The sequence below is a fragment of the Agromyces litoreus genome (genome assembly GCF_040496015.1).
Lineage (GTDB): Bacteria > Actinomycetota > Actinomycetes > Actinomycetales > Microbacteriaceae > Agromyces > Agromyces litoreus.
Map to the genome: position 1 here is coordinate 42,433 of NZ_JBEPKA010000020.1, position 23,498 is coordinate 65,930.

Sequence of the window (23,498 nt, forward strand, 5' to 3'; positions counted from 1 at the left end):
GTGCCCGAGGGCGACACCGTGTTCCGCGCCGCCCGGCGCCTCGACGACGCCCTCGCGGGTGCGGTCGTCCGGCGCAGCGACATCCGGGTGCCCGCCCACGCCACGGTCGACTTCGCGGGCGACACCATCCACTCCGTCGGCAGCAGGGGCAAGCACCTGCTCATGCGCATCGGGGAACGCGTGCTGCACACGCACCTGAAGATGGAGGGCGAGTGGCGCCTGGTCCATCCCGGCCGACGCTGGCCCCGTCCCGGTCACCGTGCGCGCGCGATCATCGAGACGGCGGATGCGACGGCCGTCGGCTTCGACCTCGGCGTGGTCGAGGTCTTCCCCGCCACCGAGGAGGAGTCGCGGCTCGCGCACCTCGGGCCCGACCTGCTCGGCCCGGACTGGGACGCCGCCGAGGCGGCCCGGCGCCTGTCCGCGGCCCCCCAGGTTCCCGCGATCGTGGCCCTCGCCGATCAGCGCAACCTCGCGGGCCTCGGCAACGTGCTCGTCAACGAGGTCTGCTTCCTGCGGGGCATCCGCCCCGACCGGCCGATCGGCGAGGTCGAGCTCGGGCCCGCGCTCGACCTGGCGCGCCGGGTCATCCACGCCAACCGCGACCGGATCGAGCGGACGACGACCGGCGACACCCGACCGGGCCGTCGCCTCTGGGTCTACGGCCGCGCGGGGGAGCCGTGCCGACGCTGCGGCACGCGGATCGAGCACGGCCGGTTCGGCCGCAACGACGTCGAACTGCGCGAGACGTCCTGGTGCCCGCACTGCCAGACCTGAGCGGCGGCAGGCCTGAGCGGCGGCGCGGGGCTGGGGCGCTCAGGTCAGGTGACGGGGCCGGTCCACTTCTCGCCCGGGCCCTGGCCGATCGCATCGGGGATGGTCGAGGCCTCGCGGAACGCGAGCTGCAGTGAGCGGAGGCCGTCGCGCAGCGATCGTGCGTGCATGTCGCTGATCTCGGGAGCGCCGGCGGTGATGAGGCCGGCCAGCGCGTTGATCAGCTTCCGGGCCTCGTCGAGGTCGACCTGCGACGCCGGGTCGTCGGCGAGGCCGACCTTCACGGCCGCAGCGCTCATCAGGTGCACCGAGGCCGTCGTGATGACCTCGACCGCGGGCACGTCGGCGATGTCGCGCGTCGCGTCCGCCACGGCCTGTTCGGCACCGATCTCGGGGTCGTCGTGCTCGGGCGCACGCGTGTGCTCGGGCGAAATGTCGCTCACGGGGATCCTCTGCTAGACTACTGCGGGCTCCGGGGCCAGTCCCCGGTACGAAAGTGGAGAGACTCCCACCCGCGCATACCGCTTCATCAAGGTTACCGGGTCGTTCGCACTCCGCTTCCCCGCTCCGGCGGGGGAGCAGCAAGGGTGCCGCATGAGCCCACGGTGAGAATCCGTGGGGCGTCATCGCGTGGATTTCCGCTCTCGTCGTCGGGCGGCATCCGTCTCCCGATGAGCTGGAAGAGCAGTTCGAGCAGAGGAGACACGCATCAGCGATCCGCGTACCAATGACCGTATCCGCGTCCCCGAGGTCCGCCTCGTGGGCCCGAGCGGAGAGCAGGTCGGCGTCGTGAAGATCGAGGTGGCACTGCGGCTCGCGCAGGAGGCCGACCTCGATCTCGTCGAGGTCGCGCCGAACTCCCGTCCGCCGGTCGTCAAGATCATGGACTACGGCAAGTACAAGTACGAGGCTGCGCAGAAGGCGAAGGAAGCCCGGCGCAACCAGGCGAACACGATCCTCAAGGAGGTTCGGTTCCGCCTCAAGATCGACAAGCACGACTACGAGACCAAGATGAAGCGCGCCGTCGGCTTCCTGAAGTCCGGCGACAAGGTCAAGGCGATGATCCTCTTCCGGGGTCGCGAGCAGTCGCGTCCCGAGATGGGCGTCCGCCTCCTCCAGCGCTTCGCGGAGGACGTCGCCGAGTACGGCACCGTCGAGCACAACCCGACGATCGACGGCCGCAACATGGTCATGGTCATCGCTCCCCTGAAGAACAAGTCCGAGGCCAAGGCCGAGGCGAATGCACAGCGTGCTGCGGCCAAGCAGCGTCCTGCGGCGGACTCCGCCGACGACGCGCCGCAGACGGCGACGGCCGACGAGGCCTGAGCCAGCACCCGCGTCCGCCACTGCGGTGGCGGCAGAACCAAGGAGATACACGAGAGATGCCGAAGCAGAAGACCCACTCCGGGTCCAAGAAGCGCTTCAAGGTCACCGGCAGCGGGAAGATCAAGAAGCAGCAGGCCGGGATGCGCCACAACCTCGAGGGCAAGTCCTCGGTGCGCACCCGTCGTCTGAACCAGGACAAGGTCGCCTCGGCGCCCGACACCAAGGTCATCAAGAGGCTGCTCGGTCGCTGAGCGACGAGACCCGGTAAGGAAGAAACAGAGCAATGGCTAGAGTCAAGCGCGCAGTCAACGCGCACAAGAAGCGTCGGGTCATCCTCGAGCGCGCCGAGGGCTACCGCGGGCAGCGGTCGCGCCTCTACCGCAAGGCGAAGGAGCAGGTCACCCACTCGCTCGTCTACTCGTACAACGACCGCCGCAAGAAGAAGGGCGACTTCCGTCGCCTCTGGATCCAGCGGATCAACGCCGCGGCCCGCCAGAACGGCATCACGTACAACCGCCTCATCCAGGGCCTCGGCCTCGCGGGCATCGAGGTCGACCGTCGCATCCTCGCGGACCTCGCGGTCAACGAGCCGGCGGCCTTCGCGGGCCTGGTCGAGAGTGCCAAGCAGGCGCTCCCGAAGGACGTGAACGCTCCGAAGAACGCGGCCTGATCGCGATTCGCAGCACGCAGGCGGCCCGGTACCCGAGTGGTGCCGGGCCGTTCGCCGTCTCCGGGCCGGATGCGGCGTCCCGGCGCGCGCGACGGCGGGCCGCGCGCATCCCTCGCTAGGCTGGCCGTGTGCTGGAGAACCCGAGGTCGCCGCGAGTGCGGGCCGTCGCGAAGCTCGCGAAGAAGCCCGCGCGCCAGGAGACGGGCATGTTCCTCCTCGAGGGCCCGCAGGCCGTCGCCGAGGCACTGACCTTCCGGCCCCAGCTGCTCGTCGAGCTGTACGCCACCCCGACGGCGCTCGAACGCTACGCCGACATCGGCGACACGGCGATCGACGCGGGCGTCGACGTCGAGTACGTCACCGAGGAGGTCCTCGAGGCGATGGCCGACACGGTCACGCCGCAGGGCTTCGTCGCCGTCTGCCACCAGTTCCCGACCGCCGTGAAGGACGTCTTCGCCGCCGAGCCGAAGCTGATCGCCATCCTCGAGGAGGTGCGCGACCCCGGCAACGCCGGGACGATCGTCCGGGCGGCCGATGCCGCGGGCGCCGATGCCGTCGTCTTCACCGGACGTGCGGTCGACCTCTACAACCCGAAGGTCGTGCGCTCGTCGACCGGGTCGATCTTCCACCTGCCGGTCGCCGTCGGGGCGCAGCTCGAGGACGTGCTCGCGAGAGCCCGCGAGGCGGGGCTCACCGTCATCGCGGCCGACGTGAAGGGCGAGGACCTGCTCGAGGCGCGCCGCGACGGCGTGCTCGCCCGGCCCACGGCGTGGCTCTTCGGGAACGAGGCGCGTGGACTCCCGGACGACAAGCTGGAACTCGCGGACCGGGTCGTGACGGTGCCGATCTACGGCCACGCGGAATCGATGAACCTCGCGACCGCGGCGTCCGTGTGCCTCTACGAGAGCGCCTTCGCCCACCGCGACTGACGTCCGCGCGTCGCGGCGGAAGTCACGAAACGGTAAACCCCCCGCTCGGGCGGTGGCCGCCGGAACCCGCTGAGCCCTAGTTTGGGGGAATGCCGGCCGATACCGATCCACGCACGTCGAACATCTCGGTCCGCCGCGGCGAACCGCTCGTCGTCGTCGACCACGTCGACAAGTACTTCGGCGACCTCCACGTGCTCAACGACATCAACACGGTCGTGAACCGCGGCGAGGTCGTCGTGGTCATCGGCCCGTCCGGTTCGGGCAAGTCGACCCTGTGTCGCGCGATCAACCGGCTCGAGACGATCGACTCGGGCACCATCACCATCGACGGCGACGTGCTGCCCGAGGAGGGCGCCGCGCTCGCGAAGCTCCGCGCCGACGTCGGCATGGTCTTCCAGTCGTTCAACCTGTTCTCGCACAAGACCGTCCTCGAGAACGTCACGATCGCCCCGATCCGGGTCAAGCGGATGTCGCGGAAGGACGCCGAGGCGAAGGCGATGGAGCTCCTCGAGCGCGTCGGCGTGGCGAACCAGGCGAAGAAGATGCCCGCGCAGCTCTCGGGCGGCCAGCAGCAGCGCGTCGCGATCGCCCGCTCGCTCGCCATGAACCCCAAGCTCATCCTCATGGACGAGCCCACGAGCGCGCTCGACCCCGAGATGATCAACGAGGTGCTCGACGTCATGGTCGGCCTCGCCGAGCAGGGCATGACCATGATCGTGGTCACCCACGAGATGGGCTTCGCCCGGAAGGCCGCCGATCGCGTGCTCTTCATGGCCGACGGCGCCATCGTCGAGGAGGCCACGCCGAGCGAGTTCTTCGACAACCCGCAGAGCGACCGCGCCAAGGACTTCCTCTCGAAGATCCTGGACCACTAGACCTCCGCCGCCACGAGCGGCGAAGGACCCGAACGAAGAGAAGAGATGAGGCACGACATGAGACGCAGCAGAATCGCCCTGGTGGCGGCCGCGGCCGCGACCGCGCTCCTGTTCGCCGGCTGTGCGAGCGACTCCGGTGATGGTGACGGAGGCGGCACGACCGTCGAGGAGTCCCCGGAGTTCGACGAGGGCACGACGATGGCCGCGCTCGCCGAGGCGGGCACCGTCACGGTCGGCACGAAGTTCGACCAGCCGCTGTTCGGCCTCGTCGGGCCCGACGGCATCCCGGTCGGCTTCGACGTCGAGATCGCGAAGATCATCGCCGCCGAACTCGGCATCTCGGCCGACCAGATCGAATGGGTCGAGACCGTGTCGGCGAACCGCGAGCCCTTCATCGAGAACGGCCAGGTGGACTTCGTCGTCGCGACCTACACGATCAACGACGACCGCAAGCAGGTCATCGACTTCGCCGGGCCGTACTTCGAGGCCGGCCAGTCGATCCTCGTGCTCGCCGACAACGAGGACATCATGAGCGAGGACGACCTCGTCGGGCAGCCGGTCTGCTCGGTCACGGGCTCGACCCCGGCCGCGAACCTCAAGGACCTCGGCGCCGACGTCATCGAGACCGACACGTACAGCAACTGCCTCGAGCCGCTCCGCAGCGGCCAGGCCGTGGCCGTCTCCACCGACAACGTGATCCTCGCGGGCCTGGTCGACCAGAACCCCGGCGAGTTCAAGGTCGTCGGCGAGCCGTTCACGTCGGAGCCGTACGGCATCGGCGTCATGAAGGGCGACGACGACTTCCGCTCGTTCATCAACGACGTCCTCGAGCAGTCCTACGAGGACGGTTCGTACGAGGCGGCGTGGGAGGCCACCGCCGGAACGGTGCTCGAGTTCCGCGACCCGCCGGCCGTCGACCGGTACTGATCCGCACGTGAGGTCCGGGCGCTGACCGCGCCCGGACCTCCCGGGTCGGCCCTCCGGCCCGCTGCACAGGAAGGAAGCGCGTGGACGCGGTCTTCGACAACTTCCCGTTGTACCTCGAGGGGTTCGGCACCACCGTGCTGCTCCTCGTCGTCTCGGGCATCGCCGCCCTCGTGATCGGCACGCTGATCGCGGCCATGCGCATCTCGCCCGTGCCGTCGCTGCGGTGGTTCGCGACCGGCTACACCGAGATCGTGCGGAACACGCCGCTCACGCTCGTGCTGTTCTTCTGCGCCTTCGTCCTCCCGGTGCTCGGATCCCGCCTCGACTTCGTGACGGCCGCCATCATCGGCCTGTCGGTGTACACCTCGCCGTTCGTCGCCGAGGCGCTGCGCTCCGGCGTGAACGGCGTGCCGGTCGGCCAGGCCGAGGCCGCACGAAGCGTCGGGTTCGGGTTCGCGCAGACGGTCGGCCTGATCGTGCTGCCGCAGGCCTTCCGGATGACCATCCCGCCGCTCATCAACGTCTTCATCGCGCTCACGAAGAACACGTCGGTCGCCGGCGGCTTCTTCGTCGTCGAGCTGTTCGCGGTGGGCCGCACCGTCGCGAACGCCCGCGGAGACCAGGTGATCCCGGTGCTGCTGGGCGTCGCCACCTTCTACCTGCTCATCACGGTGCCGCTGGGCCTGCTCGCAGCGCGCCTCGAACGACGTTGGGTGGTGCAGCGATGACCGGGACGAGCGTCCTCTTCGACGCCCCGGGCCCCAGGGCCCGACGAAACTCCACGATCGCCTCCGTCGTCGGCGGCGTCGCGATCCTCGCCGGCGCGACCTGGCTCTACCTCACGCTGAACGCGCCGCGCGGTGAGCTGCCCGGGTACTTCGACCCGAGTCGATGGGAACCGCTGGCCGAGCCGATCGTGTGGCAACGGCTCATCACGGTCGGCATGTGGAACACGCTGCGGGCCGCGTTCACGGCGTCGGTGCTCGCCGTCGCGCTCGGCATCGCGTTCTCGCTCCTGCGCAGCGCGCGGAGCCGGTGGGTCCGCATCCCGACGGCCGTCGTGCTCGAGTTCGTGCGCGGCATGCCGGTCCTGCTCATGATGCTGTTCATCCTGCTGGTGCTGAACACGGGATCGTTCTGGGCCGTCGTCGCCGCGCTCACGCTCTACAACGGCGCGCTCATCGGCGAGGCGCTGCGCGCGGGCCTCGCCGCGCTCCCGAGGGGACAGCGCGAGGCGGGGCTCAGCCTCGGCATGCGCCCGATGCAGTCGAAGATGCTGATCGAGTTCCCGCAGGCGTTCCGCCAGATGCTGCCGATCATCATCGCGCAGCTCGTGGTGCTGCTGAAGGACACCTCCCTCGGCTACATCGTCGGCTACCTCGAGCTGCTGCGGGTCGGGATGAACCAGCTCGCGTCGTTCTACGGCAACTACTACCTGTTCTCGTTCTTCGTCGTCGTGCTGGTGCTCTACCTCGCGATGAACCTGTCGCTCTCGTGGCTCGCGCGGTGGGTCGCGCGGCGGACGGAGAGCCGCACGGGCAGGCCGGCGCCGAACCCCGACGAGGAGAACGAGGAGCTGCTGAAGGGGGTCGCGACGGCGAACGCCGAGTCGCGGCAGACGCCGGGCTCCTGAACGGACCCGTTCCTCGGTGACGCGGGTGCATCGGCGCCCCGACTAGACTCGTTGTTCGTGTCCGAGCCCCTCCAGATCACCGAACCGGCCGTCGCTGCCGCGGTCGATGCGGCACTCGCCGCGATCGCCGCTGCGGGCGACTCCGCCGCACTGAAGGCCGTCCGCACCGAGCACACCGGCGAGAAGTCGACGCTCGCGCGACTGAACGCCTCGCTGCGGTCCATCCCCAACGACCAGAAGGCCGCCCTCGGCAAGCTCGTGGGCTCCGCCCGCGGTCGCGTGAACCAGGCGTTCGCCGCCCGCGAGGCCGAGATCGTCGCCGCCGAGGCGGAGGCCCAGCTCGCCGCTGAGGCCGTCGACGTGACCGCGCTGCCGTCGCGGTTCACGCCGGGTGCGCGGCATCCGCTCGCGCTCCTGCAGGACCGCGTCTGCGACGTCTTCACCGGCATGGGCTGGGAGATCGCGGAGGGCCCCGAGGTCGAGAGCGAGTGGTTCAACTTCGACGCGCTCAACTTCGACGCCGATCACCCCGCACGCGCGATGCAGGACACCTTCTTCGTCGATCCGCCCGAGTCCCACCTCGTGATGCGCACCCACACGAGCCCCGTCCAGGTGCGCTCGATGCTCGAGCGCGAGGTGCCGATCTACGTGCTCGCGCCCGGACGCGTGTACCGCACCGACGAGTTCGACGCCACGCACCTGCCGGTGTTCATGCAGTTCGAGGGCCTCGCAGTCGACAAGGGCCTGACCATGGCGCACCTGCGCGGCACGCTCGACCACTTCGTGAAGTCGATCTTCGGCGACGAGGCCAAGGTGCGCCTCCGCCCCAGCTTCTTCCCGTTCACCGAGCCCTCCGCCGAGCTCGACTTCTGGCACCCGACCTTCAAGGACGGGCCGCGCTGGATCGAGTGGGGCGGTTGCGGGATGGTGCACCCCAACGTGCTCCGCGCCGCCGGCATCGACCCCGAGGTGTACACGGGCTTCGCCTTCGGCATGGGCATCGAGCGCGGGCTCATGCTCCGCAACGGCGTGCAGGACATGCGCGACATGGCCGAGGGCGACATCCGCTTCTCCCAGCAGTTCGGAATGGTGGTCTAGAACATGCGAGTGCCGATCAGCTGGCTCGCCGAGTACGTCGATCTCTCGCCCGGGACCTCCCTCGAGGACGTCCACGCCGCGCTCGTCCGCGTGGGCCTCGAGGAGGAGGACGTGCACACGTTCGACCTCCAGGGACCGATCGTGGTCGGCGAGGTGCTCGAATTCGTCGAGGAGCCGCAGACCAACGGCAAGACCATCCGCTGGTGCCAGGTGCGCGTGGCGCCCGAGGGCGAGACGGCGGCCGACGGCGGCGACGCCGTGCACGGCATCGTCTGCGGCGCGCGGAACTTCCTCGTCGGCGACAAGGTCGTGGTGACCCTGCCCGGCTCGGTGCTGCCGGGACCGTTCCCGATCGCCGCGCGCAAGACCTACGGGCACGTCTCGGACGGCATGATCGCCTCGGCGCGCGAGCTCGGCCTCGGCGAGGAGCACGACGGGATCCTGCGACTGTCGACGCTCGGCATCGACGCGCCCGTGGGCACCGACGCCATCGCACTGCTCGGCCTCGACGACGCGGCGGTCGAGATCAACGTCACGCCCGACCGCGGCTACGCCTTCTCGATCCGCGGCGTGGCGCGCGAGTACGCCCACGCGACCGGGGCCGTCTACCGCGATCCGGCCGGGCAGGTCGCCGCGGCCGAGCCCGCGGACGGCGACTTCCCGGTCGAGGTCCGCGATGAGGCGCCGATCCGCGGGCGCGTGGGCGCGAGCGTGTTCGCGACGCGGATCGTCCGCGGGATCGACCCGACCCGGACCACGCCGGCGTGGATGGTCGCGCGGCTCACGCTCGCCGGCATCCGCTCGCTCTCGCTGCCGGTCGACATCACCAACTACGTGATGCTCGAGCTCGGCCAGCCGATCCACGGGTACGACCTCGACGCCCTGCGCGGCGGGATCGTGGTGCGTCGCGCAACCACGGGGGAGACGCTCGAGACCCTCGACGGCAAGGTGCGCACGCTCGACCCGGAAGACCTCCTCATCACCGACGACCGCGGCCCGATCGGGCTCGCGGGTGTGATGGGCGGCGCCGACACCGAGATCGGCGACGGCACCCGCAACGTGCTGATCGAGGCGGCGAACTTCGATCCGGTCTCCATCGCGCGCACCGCGCGTCGCCACAAGCTGCCCAGCGAGGCGTCCAAGCGGTTCGAGCGCGGCGTCGACCCCGCCATCGCCGCGGCCGCGGCCGGGCGCGTCGCGCAGCTGCTCGTCGACCTCGCCGGTGGGACGGCGGACGAGACCGGGTCGCTGATCCGCGAGGCGCCCGAGCGCGAGGCCGTCCACCTCGCCGCCGGCTTCGTCTCCGGCCTGATCGGCGTCGAGTACACGGACGACGAGGTGCACGACGCGCTCGCCGAGATCGGTGGTGCCGTGACCCGCGTCGAGAGCGGCTTCGAGGTCGTCCCGCCGTCGTGGCGTCCCGACCTCACCGGGGCCGTCGACCTCGCCGAGGAGGTCGCGCGACTGCTCGGCTACGACCGGATCCCGTCCGTGCTGCCCGTCGCCCCGCCCGGGCGGGGGCTCACGCGTGCGCAGCACGTGCGCCGCAGCGTCGCCGACGCCCTCGCGGCGGCCGGTGGCACCGAGGTCCTCGCCTTCCCGTTCGTCACGGAGGCCGAGAACGCGACGTACGGTTCGGCCGAGGGCTCGCCCGTCGCCGGGGTGAAGCTCGCGAACGCGCTCGACGCCTCGACGCCGTACCTGCGCCGCTCCCTCATGCCGGGGCTCGTCGGCGTCGCCCGTCGCAACCTCTCGCGCGGTTTCACCGACCTGGACGTGTTCGAGCTCGGGCTGGTCTTCCTGCCCGAGCCGGGCCGCTCCTACGGTGCGGCCGAGCTCCCCGTCGGCTCCGAGCGGCCGTCCGCCGACGTGCTCGAGGCGCTCGACGCCGGCATCCCCGCGCAGCCCCGTCACGTGGGCGTGCTGCTCGTGGGGGAGCGGGTGGCGAAGCAGCCCGGACTCCCGGCGGAGGAGGTCGGCATCGTCGACGCGCTCGACGCGGTGCGACGCATCGCGCGCGCCGCGGGCGCCGAGGTCGAGTTCGTGCAGGGCTCGCACCACGCGATGCACCCCGGCCGCACCGCCGAGGTCCGCGTCGCCGGCACGCCGGTGGGGTATGCCGGCGAGCTGCATCCCGCGGTCACGGCCGAGGCCGACCTGCCGCGGGTGGTCGCGGTCGCCGAGGTGGACCTCGATGCGATCACGGCGCTGGCCGGCGACACCGTGGAGGCGGGCGTGATCGGCACCCTGCCCGCCGCGACGCAGGACCTCTCACTCGTCGTGGGTGCTGAGGTTCCCGCCGCGGCGGTGGCGGCCGCCGTGCACGAGGGCGCGGGGGAGCTCCTGGAGCACCTGCGCCTCGTCGACGACTACCGGGGCACCGGCGTTCCGGAGGGGATGAAGAGCCTGACGTTCGCGCTGCGCTTCCGAGCCGCGGATCGCACGTTGACGGCCGCCGAGGCCAGCGAGGCGAAGCTCGCGGGTGCGGCGCTGGCCGCCGAGCGCACGGGTGCGGCGATCCGCGAATAGCGCCGATCCCCGTCCACGAGGGGCGTCCGCGCCGGCACCCGCCGGCACGGACGCCCCTCGTCGTATCCCGCGTCCCTCGCCTGGGGTCTCGCCGCCGCACGAGGCGCGGCGGTACCGTGGAGCATGGCCGAGCTCAAGACGAAGCCGACGGGGGCGTCGGTGTCCGAGTTCCTCGACGCGGTCGAACCCGCCGGGCGGCGGGCCGACGGGCTCGAGCTCCGGGAGCTCTTCGACCGCGTCACCGACACCGACGGCGTCATGTGGGGCCCGTCGATCGTCGGCTACGGCGTCCTCCACTACCGCTATGCGACGGGCCGCGAGGGCGACTGGATGGTGGTCGGGTTCTCCCCGAGGAAGGCCTCCGTCTCCTTGTACGGCCTGCAGACGCCGGGCGCCGATGAGCTCATCGATCGCCTGGGCAAGGTGAAGGTCGGTGCCGGCTGCCTCTGGATCGGACGGCTCGACACGGTCGACGTGCACGTGCTGGAAGCGCTCGTCGACCGCGCCTGGGTGCGCGCCCGCGGCGACGAGGTCTGACCCGGGAGCCCCCGGCGGTACCGAGCGGCCGCCGGGTTTGGCGGCGGTGGGCGCGTGCGGCTATGGTCGCAGCATGTCCACCGTCCGGCCCGCCGACCGCACGCGCGTCTCGCGTGCCGTCGTGCTGCGCGGCCGACGTCGGGGCGAGCGCCGAATCCAGGCGACTCCCGCGGCGGCCTGAGCCTGCCGCCCTGGGCGTCGCCGGAGCCGTAACCCCCGTTCGATCAGCCCATAAGGTGGATTCATGACGTATACCGTCGCCGTCTCCGGCGCGTCCGGCTACGCGGGCGGCGAGTTGCTGCGCCTGCTCGCCGACCATCCCGACTTCGACGTGCGCACCGTGACCGCCCACTCGAACGCCGGCCAGCCGCTCGCGGCCGTGCAGCCGCACCTGCGCAGCTACACGCACCTCACCCTGAAGGAGACCTCCGCGGAGACCCTCGCCGGGCACGACGTGGTCTTCCTCGCCCTGCCGCACGGCGCCTCGGGCGGGATCGCGGCGCAGCTGCCCGACGACACGCTCGTCGTCGACTGCGGCGCCGACCACCGGCTCGAGGACGCCGAGGACTGGGCGGCGTTCTACGGCGGCGAGTTCCACGGCGCCTGGGAGTACGGCGTGCCGGAGCTGCCGCGCATGTCGAGCACGCAGCGCTCGCGCCTGGCGGGCACGCGCCGCATCGCGGCCCCGGGATGCAACGCGTCGACCGTCGCGCTGTCGCTCGCTCCCGGCATCCGCGCGGGCGTCATCGAGGACGCCGACCTCGTCTCGGTGCTCGCGGTCGGACCGTCGGGCGCGGGCCGGGCGCTGAAGGCGCACCTGCTCGGCTCGGAGATCCTGGGCTCCGCCAATCCGTATGCCGTCGGCGGCACGCACCGGCACATCCCCGAGGTGCAGCAGGCGCTGCGCTGGGCCGGGGCCGCGGCGCCGACGATCTCGTTCACGCCGGTGATCGTGCCGATGTCGCGCGGCATCCTCGCCACCTCGACCGCCCGCGTCGTCCCGGGCACGGACGCGGCCGCGGTGCGCGCGGCGTGGGAGGACGCCTACGCCGGCGAGCCGTTCGTGCAGGTCCTGCCCCTCGGGCAGTTCCCGCGGACCGCCGACGTGCTCGGCGCGAACACGGCGTTGATCGGCCTGGCCGTCGACGAGGCCGCCGGCCGCGTCGTCGTGGTCACGGCGGTCGACAACCTCGTCAAGGGCACCGCAGGTGCCGCCATCCAGTCCGCGAACATCGCACTCGGCCTCGCCGAGGCGACCGGGCTCCCCGTGAACGGAGTCGCACCATGAGCGTGACCGCACCCGCCGGATTCGAGGCCGCGGGCGTCGCGGCCGGCATCAAGCGCTCGGGCGCGCTCGACCTCGCCGTCGTCGTCAACCGGGGACCCCTGTCGAGCGCCGCAGCCGTGTTCACGTCCAACCGGGCCAAGGCCAACCCCGTGCTGTGGTCCGAGCAGGTGATCCGCGACGGCGCGGTCTCGGCGATCGTGCTGAACTCGGGCGGCGCCAACTGCTTCACCGGCCCGGAGGGCTTCCAGGTCACGCACCGGACCGCCGAGACCGCCGCATCGGCCCTCGACGTCTCCGCAGGAGACGTGCTCGTCTGCTCGACCGGGCTCATCGGCGAGCAGCTCGACGGCGAGGTGGTCGAGGAGGGCGTGCTCTCCGCCGTGGCCCGGCTCGGCTCCGACGAGGCCGCCGGCACCGATGCCGCGCGCGCCATCATGACGACCGACACCCGGCCGAAGACGGTCGAGGTCGTCGTCGACGGCTGGCGCATCGGCGGCATGGCGAAGGGCGCCGGGATGCTCGCCCCGGGCCTCGCCACGATGCTCGTGGTCCTCACGACCGACGCGGTCGTCGACGCCGGCACGCTCGACGCGGCCCTCCGCCGCGCGGTGCGCGTGAGCTTCGACCGTCTCGACTCCGACGGCTGCATGTCCACGAACGACCAGGTCACCGTGCTCGCCTCGGGCGCCTCACGGGTCGAGCCCGATCCCGAGACCTTCGCCGATGCGCTCACGACCGCGTGCGACGACCTCGCCGCGCAGCTGCAGGCCGACGCCGAGGGCGCGAGCCACGACATCGCGATCGAGGTGCGCGGCGCAGTGACGGAGGACGACGCCGTCGAGGTCGGCCGCTCGGTCGCCCGCAACAACCTGTTCAAGGCCGCGATCTACGGCAAGGACCCGAACTGGGGTCGCGTGCTCGCCGCCATCGGCACGACCTCGGCGGAGTTCGACCCGTATCTCGTCGACGTGACCATGAACGGCGTGCGCGTCTGCCATGCGGGCCGGCCGGACCGTCCGCGCGATGAGGTCGACCTCGCACCGCGCGCCACGCACGTGCTCATCGAGCTGCACGCCGGCGAGGCCGCTGCGACGATCCGGACGAACGACCTCACGCACGACTACGTGCACGAGAACAGCGCGTACTCGAGCTGAGATGGACGAGGAGCACATGAGCGCAGTCCCCGATCCGACCGTCGAGGCGGACGCGCGCGGCGACGCCGCGGTGGCCGCGCGCAAGGCGGGCACCCTCATCGAGGCGCTGCCCTGGCTCAAGCGCTTCCACGGCGAGACCATCGTCGTGAAGTTCGGCGGCAACGCGATGGTCAGCCCGGAACTCCAGCGCGCGTTCGCCGAGGACATGGTGTACCTGCGCTACGCGGGCATCCGACCCGTGGTGGTGCACGGCGGCGGTCCGCAGATCTCCGCGATGCTCGATCGGCTCGGCATCGCCAGCGAGTTCCGGGGCGGGTACCGGGTGACCACGCCCGAGACGATGGACGTGGTCCGGATGGTGCTCTCCGGCCAGGTCAACCGGGAGCTCGTCGGCCTCATCAACGAGCACGGCCCGCTCTCGGCGGGCCTGTCGGGCGAGGACGCCGGACTGTTCCGCGGCCGCCGCCGCGGCGCGGTCGTCGACGGCGTCGAGGTCGACCTCGGCCTCGTCGGCGACGTCGTCCGCGTCGACCCCGAGGCCGTGCTCGCGCAGCTCGAGGCCGGACGCATCCCGGTCGTCTCCTCGATCGCGCCGGACCTCGAGCGCCCGGGCCAGTCCCTCAACGTCAACGCCGACTCCGCGGCGGCATCGCTCGCGGTCGCCCTCGGCGCGGCGAAGCTCGTCATCCTCACCGACGTCGCCGGGCTCTACCGCGACTGGCCCGACCGGGAGTCGCTCGTCTCGGAGATCGACGTCCCGGAGCTGGAGGCGCTGCTGCCGTCGCTGGAATCCGGGATGATCCCGAAGATGACCGCCTGCCTCGAGGCGGTCGCCGGCGGCGTGCCGAAGGCCGCGATCATCGACGGCCGCGTGCCGCACTCGATCCTGCTCGAGATCTTCACGACGCAGGGGATCGGCACGGAGGTCGTGGCCGCGACGGCGGATGCGGCGGATGCGGAGGCGGCGTCGTGACCGGCACGAACGACTGGCGCGCGCACTACGCCGATCGCATGATGCGGACGCTCGGCACCCCGCTCGCCCGCCTGGAACGCGGCGAGGGCGCCTGGGTCTGGGACGACGAGGGCACCCGGTACCTCGACTTCCTGGCCGGCATCGCGGTGAACTCGCTCGGGCATGCGCACCCGGTCTTCGTGGACGCCGTCGCCCGCCAGGCCGCGACGCTCGCGCACGTGTCGAACTACTTCGCGACGCGGCCGACGATGGAACTCGCCGATCGACTGACCCGACTGGCGGGAACGGGCGACGCCGGCCGCGTCTGGTTCGGCAACTCCGGCGCCGAGGCGAACGAGGCCGCCTTCAAGCTCGCACGACGGAACAACTCCGGTGGGGCGCGGAGCCGGGTGCTCGCGCTCGCCGGCGCCTTCCACGGCAGGACGATGGGCTCGCTCGCGCTCACCGGCAAGCCCGCGCTGCACGACGGCTTCGAACCGCTCCCCGGCGGCGTGACGCACCTGCCATCGACCGTGGAGGCGCTCGAATCGGCGATCGACGAGTCGGTCGCCGCGCTCATCGTGGAACCCATCAAGGGCGAGGCCGGCGTGCTCGACCTGCCGCAGGGGTACCTCGAGGCCGCTCGCGAGCTCACGGCCCGGCACGGTGCGCTCCTCATCATCGACGAGATCCAGACCGGCGCGGGCCGGACCGGCGAGTGGTTCGCCTTCCAGCACGCGGGCATCCTCCCGGACGCGGTCACGGTCGCCAAGGGCATCGGCGGCGGCTTCCCGATCGGCGGCCTGATCACCTTCGGCCACGCCTCCGACCTGTTCTCCAAGGGCCAGCACGGCTCGACCTTCGGCGGCAACCCGCTGGCGACGTCCGTCGCGGGCGCGGTGCTGGGAGAGATCGAACGCGCCGGGCTCGTCGAGAACGCCGCCCGACGCGGCGTCGAGCTCCGCGAACGCGTGCGCCGCCTCGGCTCCCCGCTCGTGGGCGAGCTCCGCGGCCGTGGCCTGCTCGTCGGCATCGCACTCGACGAGCCGGTGGCCGCGCACGTCTCCGCGGCCGCGATGGCCGAGGGGCTCATCGTGAATGCGGCGAACGACTCCACCATCCGCATCGCCCCGCCGCTGATCATCGGCGACCAGGAGCTCGACGAGTTCGAGGCCCGCTTCGGCCGGGCCCTCGAGACCGTCGCCGCCTCCCTCTGACCACCCCGCTCGCCCCGCGCAGAACGGAGCCCCATGACCCGCCACTTCCTCCGCGACGACGACATCACGCCCGTCGAGCAGGCCGAGATCCTCGACCTCGCCGAGCGACTCAAGGCCGACCGCTGGGCCGAGACGCCGCTCGCGGGCCCGCAGACCGTCGCCGTCATCTTCGACAAGTCCTCCACCCGAACGCGCGTGTCGTTCGCGGTCGGCATCGCCGACCTGGGCGGCTCGCCGCTGGTCATCTCCACCGCGAACAGCCAGCTCGGCGGGAAGGAGACCCCGTCCGACACCGCTCGCGTGCTCGAGCGGATGGTCTCGGCCATCGTGTGGCGCACCTACGCGCAGGCCGGTCTCGACGAGATGGCCGCCGGCACGCGGGTGCCGGTCGTGAACGCCCTGTCGGACGACTTCCACCCGTGCCAGCTGCTGGCCGACCTGCTCACGATCCGCGAGCACAAGGGCTCGCTCGCCGGGCTCACCGTCGCCTTCCTCGGCGACGGCGCGTCGAACATGGCGCAGTCGTACCTGCTCGCCGGCGCGACCGCCGGCATGCACGTGCGCGTCGCCTCGCCGCAGGAGTTCGAGCCCGCCGCATCCGTCGTCGCCGACGCGTCGCGCATCGCCGCGGGCACCGGCGGCTCCATCGCGCTGCACGCCGACGCGGCCGCCGCCGTCGACGGCGCGGACGTCGTGGTCACCGACACGTGGGTCTCGATGGGCAAGGAGGACGAGAAGGCGCACCGCGTCGCCACGTTCGGCGCCTACGCGGTCGACGCCGAGCTCATGGCCCGCGCGAAGCCCGACGCCGTCTTCATGCACTGCCTCCCCGCCGACCGCGGGTACGAGGTCGCCGCCGACGTCATCGACGGCCCCCAGTCGATCATCTGGGACGAGGCGGAGAACCGCCTGCACGCGCAGAAGGCACTGCTCGTGTGGCTCCTGGCACGGAAGGACGCGTGAGCATGGCCGAGCAGCACGGCACGAACGAGGGGTCGCTCTGGGGCGCCCGCTTCGCCGGCGGGCCGTCGCCCGAACTGCAGCGGCTGTCGAAGTCGACGCACTTCGACTGGCAGCTCGCCCCCTACGACCTCGCCGGGTCGCGAGCGCACGCGCGTGCGCTCGCCGCCGCCGGCTACCTCGACGACGACGAGCTCACGCGCATGCTGGTCGGCCTCGATGCGCTCGAGGCGAAGTTCCTCTCCGGCGAGCTCCTCGCCGCCGAGTCCGACGAGGACGTGCACGGCGCGCTCGAGGCGGCGCTCATCGCCGAGGTCGGACCGGAACTCGGCGGGAAGCTCCGTGCGGGCCGCAGCCGCAACGACCAGATCGCGACGCTGGTGCGGCTGTACCTGAAGGACCACGCCATCGTCATCGGCCGCATGCTCGTGCACCTCATCGACGCGCTGTCGGCGCAGGCCGACGCGCATCGCGCGGCGATCATGCCCGGTCGCACGCACCTCCAGCACGCGCAGCCCGTCCTCCTCGCGCACCACCTGCTCGCGCACGGCTGGGCGCTCTCGCGGGACCTCGAACGACTCGTCGACTGGATGAAGCGCGCGGACGTGTCGCCGTACGGCGGTGGGGCGCTCGCGGGCTCGACCCTGGGCCTGGACGCGGCATCCGTCGCCCGAGACCTCGGCCTCGCCCGCCCGGCCGAGAACTCGATCGACGGCACCGCCAGCCGCGACATCGTCGCGGAGTTCGCGTTCGTCGCGGCGATGATCGGCCTCGACCTCTCGCGCATCTCCGAGGAGGTCATCCTCTGGAACACCCGCGAGTTCGGCTTCGTCACGCTCGACGACGCGTACTCGACCGGCTCGTCGATCATGCCGCAGAAGAAGAACCCCGACATCGCCGAGCTGGCGCGCGGCAAGTCCGGGCGGCTCGTCGGCAACCTCACCGGGCTGCTCGCGACGCTCAAGGCGCTGCCGTTCGCCTACAACCGGGACCTGCAGGAGGACAAGGAGCCCGTCTTCGACTCCGTCGAGACGCTCGAGGTGCTGCTCCCGGCGTTCACGGGCATGGTCGCGACGCTCACCTTCCACACCGAGCGGATGGCGGAGCTGGCGCCCGCAGGGTTCTCGCTCGCGACGGATGTCGCGGAGTGGCTCGTCAAGCGCAAGGTCCCGTTCCGCGACGCCCACGAGATCACCGGCGCACTCGTCCGCCACGCCGAGGAGCGCGGACTCGAGCTGCACGAGGTCGATGACGCCGCGCTCGCCGGGATCTCGCCGCACCTCGAGCCCGGCGTGCGCGAGGTGCTGACGATCGAGGGGTCCGTCGCGAGCCGAGACGGGATCGGCGGGACCGCCCCCGGACGGGTGGACGCGCAGTTCGCGGCGCTCGCCGACCGGGTGCGGCACCTGGTCTCGGCCCTGCCGAGCGTCGACGAGTGACGCGGGGCGGGGCGCCCGACGCGCTCGCGGAACCCGAGCGCGACTGGTTCCGACGCGATCCCGTCGAGCTCGCCCCGCTGCTGCTCGGGGCCGAGTTCGGCCACACGTCGGTCGACGGCACCGTGGTCGTTCGCCTCTCCGAGGTCGAGGCGTACCGCGGCGTCGGCGTCGACCCGGGGTCGCACTCGTTCCGTGGCCGGACGGCCCGCAATGCGGTCATGTTCGGCGACGGCGGCCACCTCTACGCCTACTTCACGTACGGGATGCACGTGTGCCTGAACGTGGTGGCCGGGTCGTCCGGCACCTCCGGCGGCGTGCTGCTGCGCGGCGGCACGATCGTGGACGGCGCCGACCTGGCCCGGGTGCGGCGGCCGCGGTCGTCGGAACGGGATCTCGCGCGGGGCCCGGCGCGGCTGGCGCAGGCGCTCGGCGTGCCGCTCGCGGCCAACGGCTCGGACCTGCTCCAGCCGCCGTTCTCGCTCCGCGTCCGGGTGCGCCCGCCGCACGCGGAGTCCGGTCCGCGCACGGGCGTCGCGGGTGCGGGCGGTGCCGCGGAATATCCCTGGCGGTTCTGGATCCCCGGCGATCCGGGGGTCTCGCCCTATCGCCGGCACCCGCGTTCCCACTGACGGCCGGTGCGCCCCTGGCGGCGGGCGGAGTCGCTCAGCGGACGGCGAGGTGCACGGCGAGCGCCGCGGCGGTGGCCCAGATGAGGCTCGCGAAGGTCCCGATGATGAACCGCTCGCGGGCCTCGGGCGCCTCGAGCTCGGTGAAGCGACCGACGCCCTTCACCGCGACGACGATCGCCAGGCCCTCGGGGAATCCGGCGATGATCGCGCCCGCGGTCGCGAGTCGCTCGAGGATGCCGATCGTCAGTCCGCCGCGGAGGACCTCACGCCGTGCCGGCGCGATGCCGGGCGCTGCCGGCTCGTCGGAGCGGACGGAGACGAGGATGCCGCCGTGCGCGCCCGGGGGCGTGCTCGTCCCCATCGCGAGGCGGAGGGCCGTGGCCGCCGAGGGACTGCCGCCGAACACGGCGACGACCAGGCCCAGGAGGCCCGCCAGCGGGGCGGCGACGGTCGGCAGGGGATCGGCCGCGGTGGAGGCCGCGACGATCGCCAGGCCCAGGGTGCCGGCGGCGGCCCAGAGCAGCATCGGGCGGGGCCGCAGGAAGGCGAGGACGGAGAGGACGGCCGCGGCGGCGAGGGCGCCGAGGATCACCGTCCATCCGGCGACCGAGATCGCAGCGACGACATTCACGGGTCCTCCGCATCCTCCGGCGTTCGGGTCCGCCGGACGCGTCGAGCATAGCGACGGTGCGCGCGGCCGCGTCGGCGTCCGGCGGAGCGTCGCCGTCAGCCGTCGTCGGCCGCACCCCCGTCGAGGCCGGCGACGAGTCGGATGATCGCCGGGCGCGCCTCCTCGTCGGCCGTCCACATGGCCGTTCGCAGCCGCTGGCTCACGGCGGCGTCCGAGATGCCGAGCCGTTGGGCGGCATCCTTCTGCGATCGCCCGCCGGCCACCAGGTCCACCGCCTCCCACCCCTGCGTCGTACGGCGTTGGCGGAGCAGCAGGAGGAGGCGCGCGAGCGACTCGACCTCCTCCGGCGGCACCGGCGCCGAGGTCGCGGCCGGCGCACGCAGCGCGAATCGCGCGTCGGCCCTCTTGGCCGCGTCGACGGCCTCGCGCGCGGCGAAGAAGGCGTCACCGGTCGCCATCCGCACGGCATCGGGCAGGGGTTCCCGGACCTCGCCCACCCCGAGGCCGATGCTCCAGTGGCCGTCCCTGGCGAGGTCGAGGATGACGTCGGTCGCCGTCTCGGCATCGGCGGTGAGCAGTTGCAGCTCGTCGCCGGCGGTCTGGTCGACGGGCAGGCGGAGTCGGTCGCCGTACCGTTCCTGGAGGTGCTCGCGCATGGCGGCGGATCGGTCGACGTCGGTCCGGCTCCCGACCTGGTCGGCGGTGACGACGTACATGCGGCCTCCTCCGTGGTGAAGCGTCAGGGCTTCACTGCTTCTAGTGAAGGATACAAGCTTCACTCGGGCGATTCAAGGCTCGGGCACGATCGACCGGGCCGCGGCCGCTGCTAGCCTTTCTGACGTGTCCGACCCCGCGATCCTCGCCACGCAGCAGAACGACCCCTCGTTCGACGACGTCTGGGAGGAGCTGCGCTGGCGCGGGCTCGTCCACGTCTCGACCGACGAGTCGGCCCTGAAGGAACTCCTCGCCGGCGAGCCGATCACCTACTACTGCGGGTTCGATCCCACGGCACCGAGCCTGCACCTCGGCAACCTGGTGCAGATCCTGACCCTGCGCCGGCTGCAGCTGGCCGGCCACAGGCCGCTCGGCCTCGTCGGCGGTTCGACGGGCCTCATCGGCGATCCACGCCCCACGGCCGAGCGCACGCTCAACACCAAGGAGACCGTCGCCGAGTGGGTCGGCCGGCTCCGCGCCCAGGTCAGCCGCTTCCTCTCGAGCGAGGGCGAGAACGCGGTCCGCATGGTGAACAACCTCGACTGGACCGAGGGGCTCTCGGCCATCGACTTCCTGCGGGACATCGGCAAGCACTACCGTGTCGGGACCATGCTCAAGAAGGACGCCGTCGCGTCGCGGCTGAGCTCCGACGCGGGCATCAGCTACACCGAGTTCAGCTACCAGATCCTCCAGGGGTTCGACTTCCTCGAGCTCTACCGCCAGTACGGCTGCGTGCTCCAGACCGGCGGCAGCGACCAGTGGGGCAACCTCACGAGTGGCACCGATCTCATCCACCGGGTCGAGGGGCGCAGCGTGCATGCGATCGGCACCCCGCTCATCACGAACTCCGACGGCACGAAGTTCGGCAAGAGCGAGGGCAACGCGATCTGGCTCGACGCCGAGATGTGCAGCCCCTACCGCTTCTACCAGTTCTGGCTCAACGCGGACGACGCCGACGTGATCGACCGGCTCAAGGTGTTCACCTTCCTCTCGCGAACGCGCATCGAGGAGCTCGAGCAGAAGGTCGCCGACGAGCCGTTCCGGCGCGAAGCGCAGAAGGTGCTCGCCCACGAGGTCACGACCCTGGTGCACGGCCCGGATGCCACGGCCGCCGTCATCGCCGCGTCCGAGGCCCTCTTCGGCCGAGGCGAGCTGGCGGGCCTCGACCACGGCACGCTCGAGGCCGCGCTGCGCGAGCTGCCGCACACCGACGCCGCCGCCGACGCGACGATCGTGCAGCTGCTGGTCGACACCGGACTGGTCGCGAGCCTGAGCGAAGGGCGTCGCGCCGTCGCCCAGGGCGGCGTCTCCGTCGACAACGTGCGCGTCGAGGACGACGCCGCGACGATCGGCGACCGAGCCGGGAACGGAGGGATGGCGGTGCTGCGCCGGGGGAAGAAGACGCTCGCGGGCGTCTTCGTGAAGTAGGCGATCGTGACGCGCGAGGCGGCCGACCGGCTCCTCGCACGCGTGTGGTCCGAGCTCGACCGGGACCCCGGCGAGCTGGGGTCGCTCGCGCCACTTCCCGAGGCCGCCCTGCCGGCGCGTCTCGACGTCTCGGCGCTCGCGGTGGCATCCGTCGCGGCGGCGAGCCTGGCCGGATGGGCGCGCATCGCCGAGCCGAGCTCGATCCGGCTCGACGGTGCTCGCATCGCCTCGGCGTTCCAGGGCGAGCGGATCGCGCGGTTCGACGGTGTCGCGCCCGAGGTGTGGTCTCCGCTGTCGGGCTTCCGCCGTGCCGGCGACGGCTGGGTGCGCACGCATGGGAACTACCCCCATCATGCTGCGGCGCTCCGGCGGGTGCTGGGGCTGACCGTCGACGGTCCGGTCGCCGCGGAGGACGTGGACGCCGCGGTCGCGGCCCGCGACGCGCGGTCGCTCGCGGGCGAGGTCACCGCCGAGGGCGGCATGTGCGTCGTCGTCGCGCGCGAGGACCCCGAGGCGGATGCCGCGTGGCGGCGGACACCGCTCGTCGAGGTCGAGCGGCTCGACACCTCCGATCGACCGGTCGGCGGTGGTCGACGGTCCGCCGGTCCCGCCCGAGCGCCCCGGACAGAACCGCTCGCGCGCCGACGGGCGGTGGGAGCGTCCGGTGCCGCACCGCTCGTCGGAATCCGCGTGCTCGACCTGACCCGCGTGATCGCCGGACCCGTCGCGACCCGGACGCTCGCCCTGCTCGGCGCCGACGTGCTGCGCGTCGACCCGCCCCATCCGCCGGAGATCGAGTGGCAGCACCTCGAGACCGGTCCTGGCAAGCGCTCGACGCGACTCGACGTGCGGGTGGCGGATGACGCCGCCCGACTGGATGCGCTCCTCGGGTCCGCCGATGTCCTGGTGCTCGGATACCGCCCCGCCGCGCTGGATCGGCTCGGCCTCGCGCCTGCGACGCTCGCGCGGTCCCATCCCGGGCTCGTCGTGGCGCAACTGTCCGCATGGGGGTTCGACGAGGAGGCGGGGGAGCGGGGCGGGTTCGACAGCCTGGTGCAGGCGGCCTCGGGCATCTCGTTCGTCGAGGGTTCGCCACAGGCGCCGGGAGTCCTGCCTGCGCAGGCCCTCGACCACGCCACGGGGTACCTGCTCGCGGCGGCGATCGTCACCCTGATCGAGCGACGGGAGCGGCGCGGCGGGGCCTGGCTGGCACGGATGTCGCTGCGTCGTACCGCGGCCGAGTTGCTCGGGATGCCGAGGCGAGCCGCGCCCGGGCCCGCCGGGCTCGACGACGCGGTGCGCGATGCGATCGCCGAGGAGTTGTCCGGGCCGGCCGGCGAGCAGCGTCTCGCGGCGCCGGCGATCGCCTCGCCGGACGGCCCGATGCGGTGGCGCGACGCACCCCGGCGGTGGGGCTCGGATCGGCCGGAATGGGCGGCCTGACGCGCGACACGCCCGGGATGCAGGACCGAGTTGCGGGAGTGCCGACGGCTACGTAGAGTATTCATTCGTTGCCCCAAAGGAGCGAGTGAAGCGAGAAGCTCCACCTCCTCAAGCGGCACGATCCCGAACCCCTCGATCCTCATCGATCCCGGGGTTCGAAGCATCCGGATCGGTCCCACGGGATCCCCGGGTGAATGACGAACATCGCTTCGGATGATCGACTCGCGTCGAGCGGGTCGTGGAACCGGGTGCGTCCGTTCCTTGAGAACTCAACAGCGTGCACTATGTTCAATGCCATTTTTTTGAACCCCGTCCTGCTTTTCGGAGTGGGCGGAGATTTCTTTG

The 23,498-nt window shown here is 72.0% G+C and carries 24 protein-coding genes; 21 read left to right on the top strand and 3 right to left on the bottom strand.

The features are described 5' to 3' along the window. On the top strand, positions 1 to 777 hold the full coding sequence (locus ABME01_RS13970) for a DNA-formamidopyrimidine glycosylase family protein (RefSeq protein WP_353829033.1): 777 nt from the start codon (positions 1 to 3) through the stop codon (positions 775 to 777). A 44-nt stretch (positions 778 to 821) separates the two neighbouring features. Here the strand turns inward: ABME01_RS13970 and ABME01_RS13975 are convergent, their stop codons facing one another. After that, positions 822 to 1,163, bottom strand: a complete 342-nt coding sequence (locus tag ABME01_RS13975; RefSeq protein ID WP_353829057.1) for a DUF1844 domain-containing protein — start codon at positions 1,161 to 1,163, stop codon at positions 822 to 824. Between the two features lie 319 nt (positions 1,164 to 1,482). On the opposite strand from ABME01_RS13975, the gene infC reads away from it, so the two are divergent. The 18 genes from infC to ABME01_RS14065 all read left to right on the top strand — a co-directional run bounded on the left by infC (position 1,483) and on the right by ABME01_RS14065 (position 18,937). Further along, positions 1,483 to 2,100 (top strand): translation initiation factor IF-3, encoded by a 618-nt coding sequence (gene infC, locus ABME01_RS13980; protein WP_353829058.1) that lies wholly within the window; start codon positions 1,483 to 1,485, stop codon positions 2,098 to 2,100. Between the two features lie 56 nt (positions 2,101 to 2,156). Continuing rightward, positions 2,157 to 2,351 (top strand): 50S ribosomal protein L35, encoded by a 195-nt coding sequence (rpmI, locus tag ABME01_RS13985; protein WP_353829034.1) that lies wholly within the window; start codon positions 2,157 to 2,159, stop codon positions 2,349 to 2,351. A gap of 32 nt (positions 2,352 to 2,383) precedes the next feature. Then, complete coding sequence (rplT, locus tag ABME01_RS13990) at positions 2,384 to 2,770, top strand: 50S ribosomal protein L20 (RefSeq protein WP_353829035.1); 387 nt, start codon at positions 2,384 to 2,386, stop codon at positions 2,768 to 2,770. Positions 2,771 to 2,898: 128 nt separating this feature from the next. Then, the gene (locus tag ABME01_RS13995) at positions 2,899 to 3,699 is read left to right on the top strand and encodes a TrmH family RNA methyltransferase (RefSeq protein WP_353829036.1); all 801 of its coding nucleotides are present in this window, start codon (positions 2,899 to 2,901) and stop codon (positions 3,697 to 3,699) included. An 89-nt stretch (positions 3,700 to 3,788) separates the two neighbouring features. Next, the gene (locus ABME01_RS14000; RefSeq protein ID WP_353829037.1) at positions 3,789 to 4,574 is read left to right on the top strand and encodes an amino acid ABC transporter ATP-binding protein; all 786 of its coding nucleotides are present in this window, start codon (positions 3,789 to 3,791) and stop codon (positions 4,572 to 4,574) included. A 57-nt stretch (positions 4,575 to 4,631) separates the two neighbouring features. Next, a complete protein-coding gene (locus tag ABME01_RS14005) occupies positions 4,632 to 5,501 on the top strand; it encodes a glutamate ABC transporter substrate-binding protein (protein ID WP_353829038.1) in 870 nt (289 codons plus the stop codon). A gap of 80 nt (positions 5,502 to 5,581) precedes the next feature. Further along, positions 5,582 to 6,229, top strand: coding sequence for an amino acid ABC transporter permease (locus ABME01_RS14010; RefSeq protein WP_353829039.1), 648 nt, complete (start codon positions 5,582 to 5,584; stop codon positions 6,227 to 6,229). Then, complete coding sequence (locus tag ABME01_RS14015; protein WP_353829040.1) at positions 6,226 to 7,134, top strand: amino acid ABC transporter permease; 909 nt, start codon at positions 6,226 to 6,228, stop codon at positions 7,132 to 7,134. Before ABME01_RS14010 ends, ABME01_RS14015 begins: the two co-directional genes overlap by 4 nt. A 57-nt stretch (positions 7,135 to 7,191) precedes the next feature. Continuing rightward, entirely contained in the window at positions 7,192 to 8,232 is a 1,041-nt protein-coding gene (gene pheS, locus ABME01_RS14020; protein WP_353829041.1) for a phenylalanine--tRNA ligase subunit alpha, read from the top strand. Between the two features lie 3 nt (positions 8,233 to 8,235). Beyond that, the gene (pheT, locus tag ABME01_RS14025) at positions 8,236 to 10,761 is read left to right on the top strand and encodes a phenylalanine--tRNA ligase subunit beta (RefSeq protein WP_353829042.1); all 2,526 of its coding nucleotides are present in this window, start codon (positions 8,236 to 8,238) and stop codon (positions 10,759 to 10,761) included. Positions 10,762 to 10,884: 123 nt separating this feature from the next. Beyond that, positions 10,885 to 11,298 carry a DUF1801 domain-containing protein gene (locus ABME01_RS14030; RefSeq protein WP_353829043.1) on the top strand — a complete coding sequence of 138 codons (414 nt, stop codon included), beginning with the start codon at positions 10,885 to 10,887 and terminating at the stop codon, positions 11,296 to 11,298. A 244-nt stretch (positions 11,299 to 11,542) separates the two neighbouring features. Then, positions 11,543 to 12,586, top strand: coding sequence for an N-acetyl-gamma-glutamyl-phosphate reductase (gene argC, locus ABME01_RS14035; RefSeq protein ID WP_353829044.1), 1,044 nt, complete (start codon positions 11,543 to 11,545; stop codon positions 12,584 to 12,586). After that, positions 12,583 to 13,740 (top strand): bifunctional glutamate N-acetyltransferase/amino-acid acetyltransferase ArgJ, encoded by a 1,158-nt coding sequence (gene argJ / locus ABME01_RS14040; RefSeq protein ID WP_353829045.1) that lies wholly within the window; start codon positions 12,583 to 12,585, stop codon positions 13,738 to 13,740. Before argC ends, argJ begins: the two co-directional genes overlap by 4 nt. Positions 13,741 to 13,756: 16 nt before the next feature. After that, positions 13,757 to 14,713 carry an acetylglutamate kinase gene (gene argB, locus ABME01_RS14045; protein ID WP_353829046.1) on the top strand — a complete coding sequence of 319 codons (957 nt, stop codon included), beginning with the start codon at positions 13,757 to 13,759 and terminating at the stop codon, positions 14,711 to 14,713. Further along, positions 14,710 to 15,909, top strand: a complete 1,200-nt coding sequence (locus ABME01_RS14050; protein ID WP_353829047.1) for an acetylornithine transaminase — start codon at positions 14,710 to 14,712, stop codon at positions 15,907 to 15,909. Before argB ends, ABME01_RS14050 begins: the two co-directional genes overlap by 4 nt. Before the next feature lie 33 nt (positions 15,910 to 15,942). Beyond that, positions 15,943 to 16,872: an ornithine carbamoyltransferase gene (argF, locus tag ABME01_RS14055; RefSeq protein WP_353829048.1), complete on the top strand. Its 930-nt coding sequence runs from the start codon at positions 15,943 to 15,945 to the stop codon at positions 16,870 to 16,872. Between the two features lie 2 nt (positions 16,873 to 16,874). Next, on the top strand, positions 16,875 to 18,308 hold the full coding sequence (argH, locus tag ABME01_RS14060) for an argininosuccinate lyase (protein WP_353829049.1): 1,434 nt from the start codon (positions 16,875 to 16,877) through the stop codon (positions 18,306 to 18,308). Next, positions 18,305 to 18,937 (top strand): DNA-3-methyladenine glycosylase, encoded by a 633-nt coding sequence (locus ABME01_RS14065; RefSeq protein ID WP_353829050.1) that lies wholly within the window; start codon positions 18,305 to 18,307, stop codon positions 18,935 to 18,937. The genes argH and ABME01_RS14065 overlap by 4 nt, the downstream gene beginning before the upstream one ends. A 34-nt stretch (positions 18,938 to 18,971) precedes the next feature. Here ABME01_RS14065 and ABME01_RS14070 read toward each other — a convergent pair whose 3' ends face one another. Both ABME01_RS14070 and ABME01_RS14075 read right to left on the bottom strand, forming a co-directional pair. Then, positions 18,972 to 19,568 (bottom strand): hypothetical protein, encoded by a 597-nt coding sequence (locus ABME01_RS14070; protein WP_353829051.1) that lies wholly within the window; start codon positions 19,566 to 19,568, stop codon positions 18,972 to 18,974. Between the two features lie 95 nt (positions 19,569 to 19,663). Continuing rightward, positions 19,664 to 20,284 carry a DNA-binding protein gene (locus tag ABME01_RS14075; RefSeq protein ID WP_353829052.1) on the bottom strand — a complete coding sequence of 207 codons (621 nt, stop codon included), beginning with the start codon at positions 20,282 to 20,284 and terminating at the stop codon, positions 19,664 to 19,666. A 124-nt stretch (positions 20,285 to 20,408) separates the two neighbouring features. Between ABME01_RS14075 and tyrS the strand changes: the two genes are divergently transcribed. Both tyrS and ABME01_RS14085 read left to right on the top strand, forming a co-directional pair. Further along, positions 20,409 to 21,710, top strand: a complete 1,302-nt coding sequence (gene tyrS / locus ABME01_RS14080; protein ID WP_353829053.1) for a tyrosine--tRNA ligase — start codon at positions 20,409 to 20,411, stop codon at positions 21,708 to 21,710. Between the two features lie 6 nt (positions 21,711 to 21,716). Next, a complete protein-coding gene (locus ABME01_RS14085) occupies positions 21,717 to 23,153 on the top strand; it encodes a CoA transferase (protein WP_353829054.1) in 1,437 nt (478 codons plus the stop codon). The last annotated feature ends 345 nt before the right edge of the window (positions 23,154 to 23,498 follow it).

Bases quoted from the DNA above. Each gene is read 5' to 3' on its own strand.
- rpmI (WP_353829034.1), top strand. From the start codon at position 2,157: ATGCCGAAGCAGAAGACCCACTCCGGGTCCAAGAAGCGCTTCAAGGTC.
- rplT (WP_353829035.1), top strand. From the start codon at position 2,384: ATGGCTAGAGTCAAGCGCGCAGTCAACGCGCACAAGAAGCGTCGGGTC.
- ABME01_RS14000 (WP_353829037.1), top strand. From the start codon at position 3,789: ATGCCGGCCGATACCGATCCACGCACGTCGAACATCTCGGTCCGCCGC.
- ABME01_RS14005 (WP_353829038.1), top strand. From the start codon at position 4,632: ATGAGACGCAGCAGAATCGCCCTGGTGGCGGCCGCGGCCGCGACCGCG.
- ABME01_RS14015 (WP_353829040.1), top strand. From the start codon at position 6,226: ATGACCGGGACGAGCGTCCTCTTCGACGCCCCGGGCCCCAGGGCCCGA.
- pheT (WP_353829042.1), top strand. From the start codon at position 8,236: ATGCGAGTGCCGATCAGCTGGCTCGCCGAGTACGTCGATCTCTCGCCC.
- ABME01_RS14030 (WP_353829043.1), top strand. From the start codon at position 10,885: ATGGCCGAGCTCAAGACGAAGCCGACGGGGGCGTCGGTGTCCGAGTTC.
- argC (WP_353829044.1), top strand. From the start codon at position 11,543: ATGACGTATACCGTCGCCGTCTCCGGCGCGTCCGGCTACGCGGGCGGC.
- argJ (WP_353829045.1), top strand. From the start codon at position 12,583: ATGAGCGTGACCGCACCCGCCGGATTCGAGGCCGCGGGCGTCGCGGCC.
- argB (WP_353829046.1), top strand. From the start codon at position 13,757: ATGAGCGCAGTCCCCGATCCGACCGTCGAGGCGGACGCGCGCGGCGAC.
- argF (WP_353829048.1), top strand. From the start codon at position 15,943: ATGACCCGCCACTTCCTCCGCGACGACGACATCACGCCCGTCGAGCAG.
- argH (WP_353829049.1), top strand. From the start codon at position 16,875: ATGGCCGAGCAGCACGGCACGAACGAGGGGTCGCTCTGGGGCGCCCGC.
- ABME01_RS14075 (WP_353829052.1), bottom strand. From the start codon at position 20,284: ATGTACGTCGTCACCGCCGACCAGGTCGGGAGCCGGACCGACGTCGAC.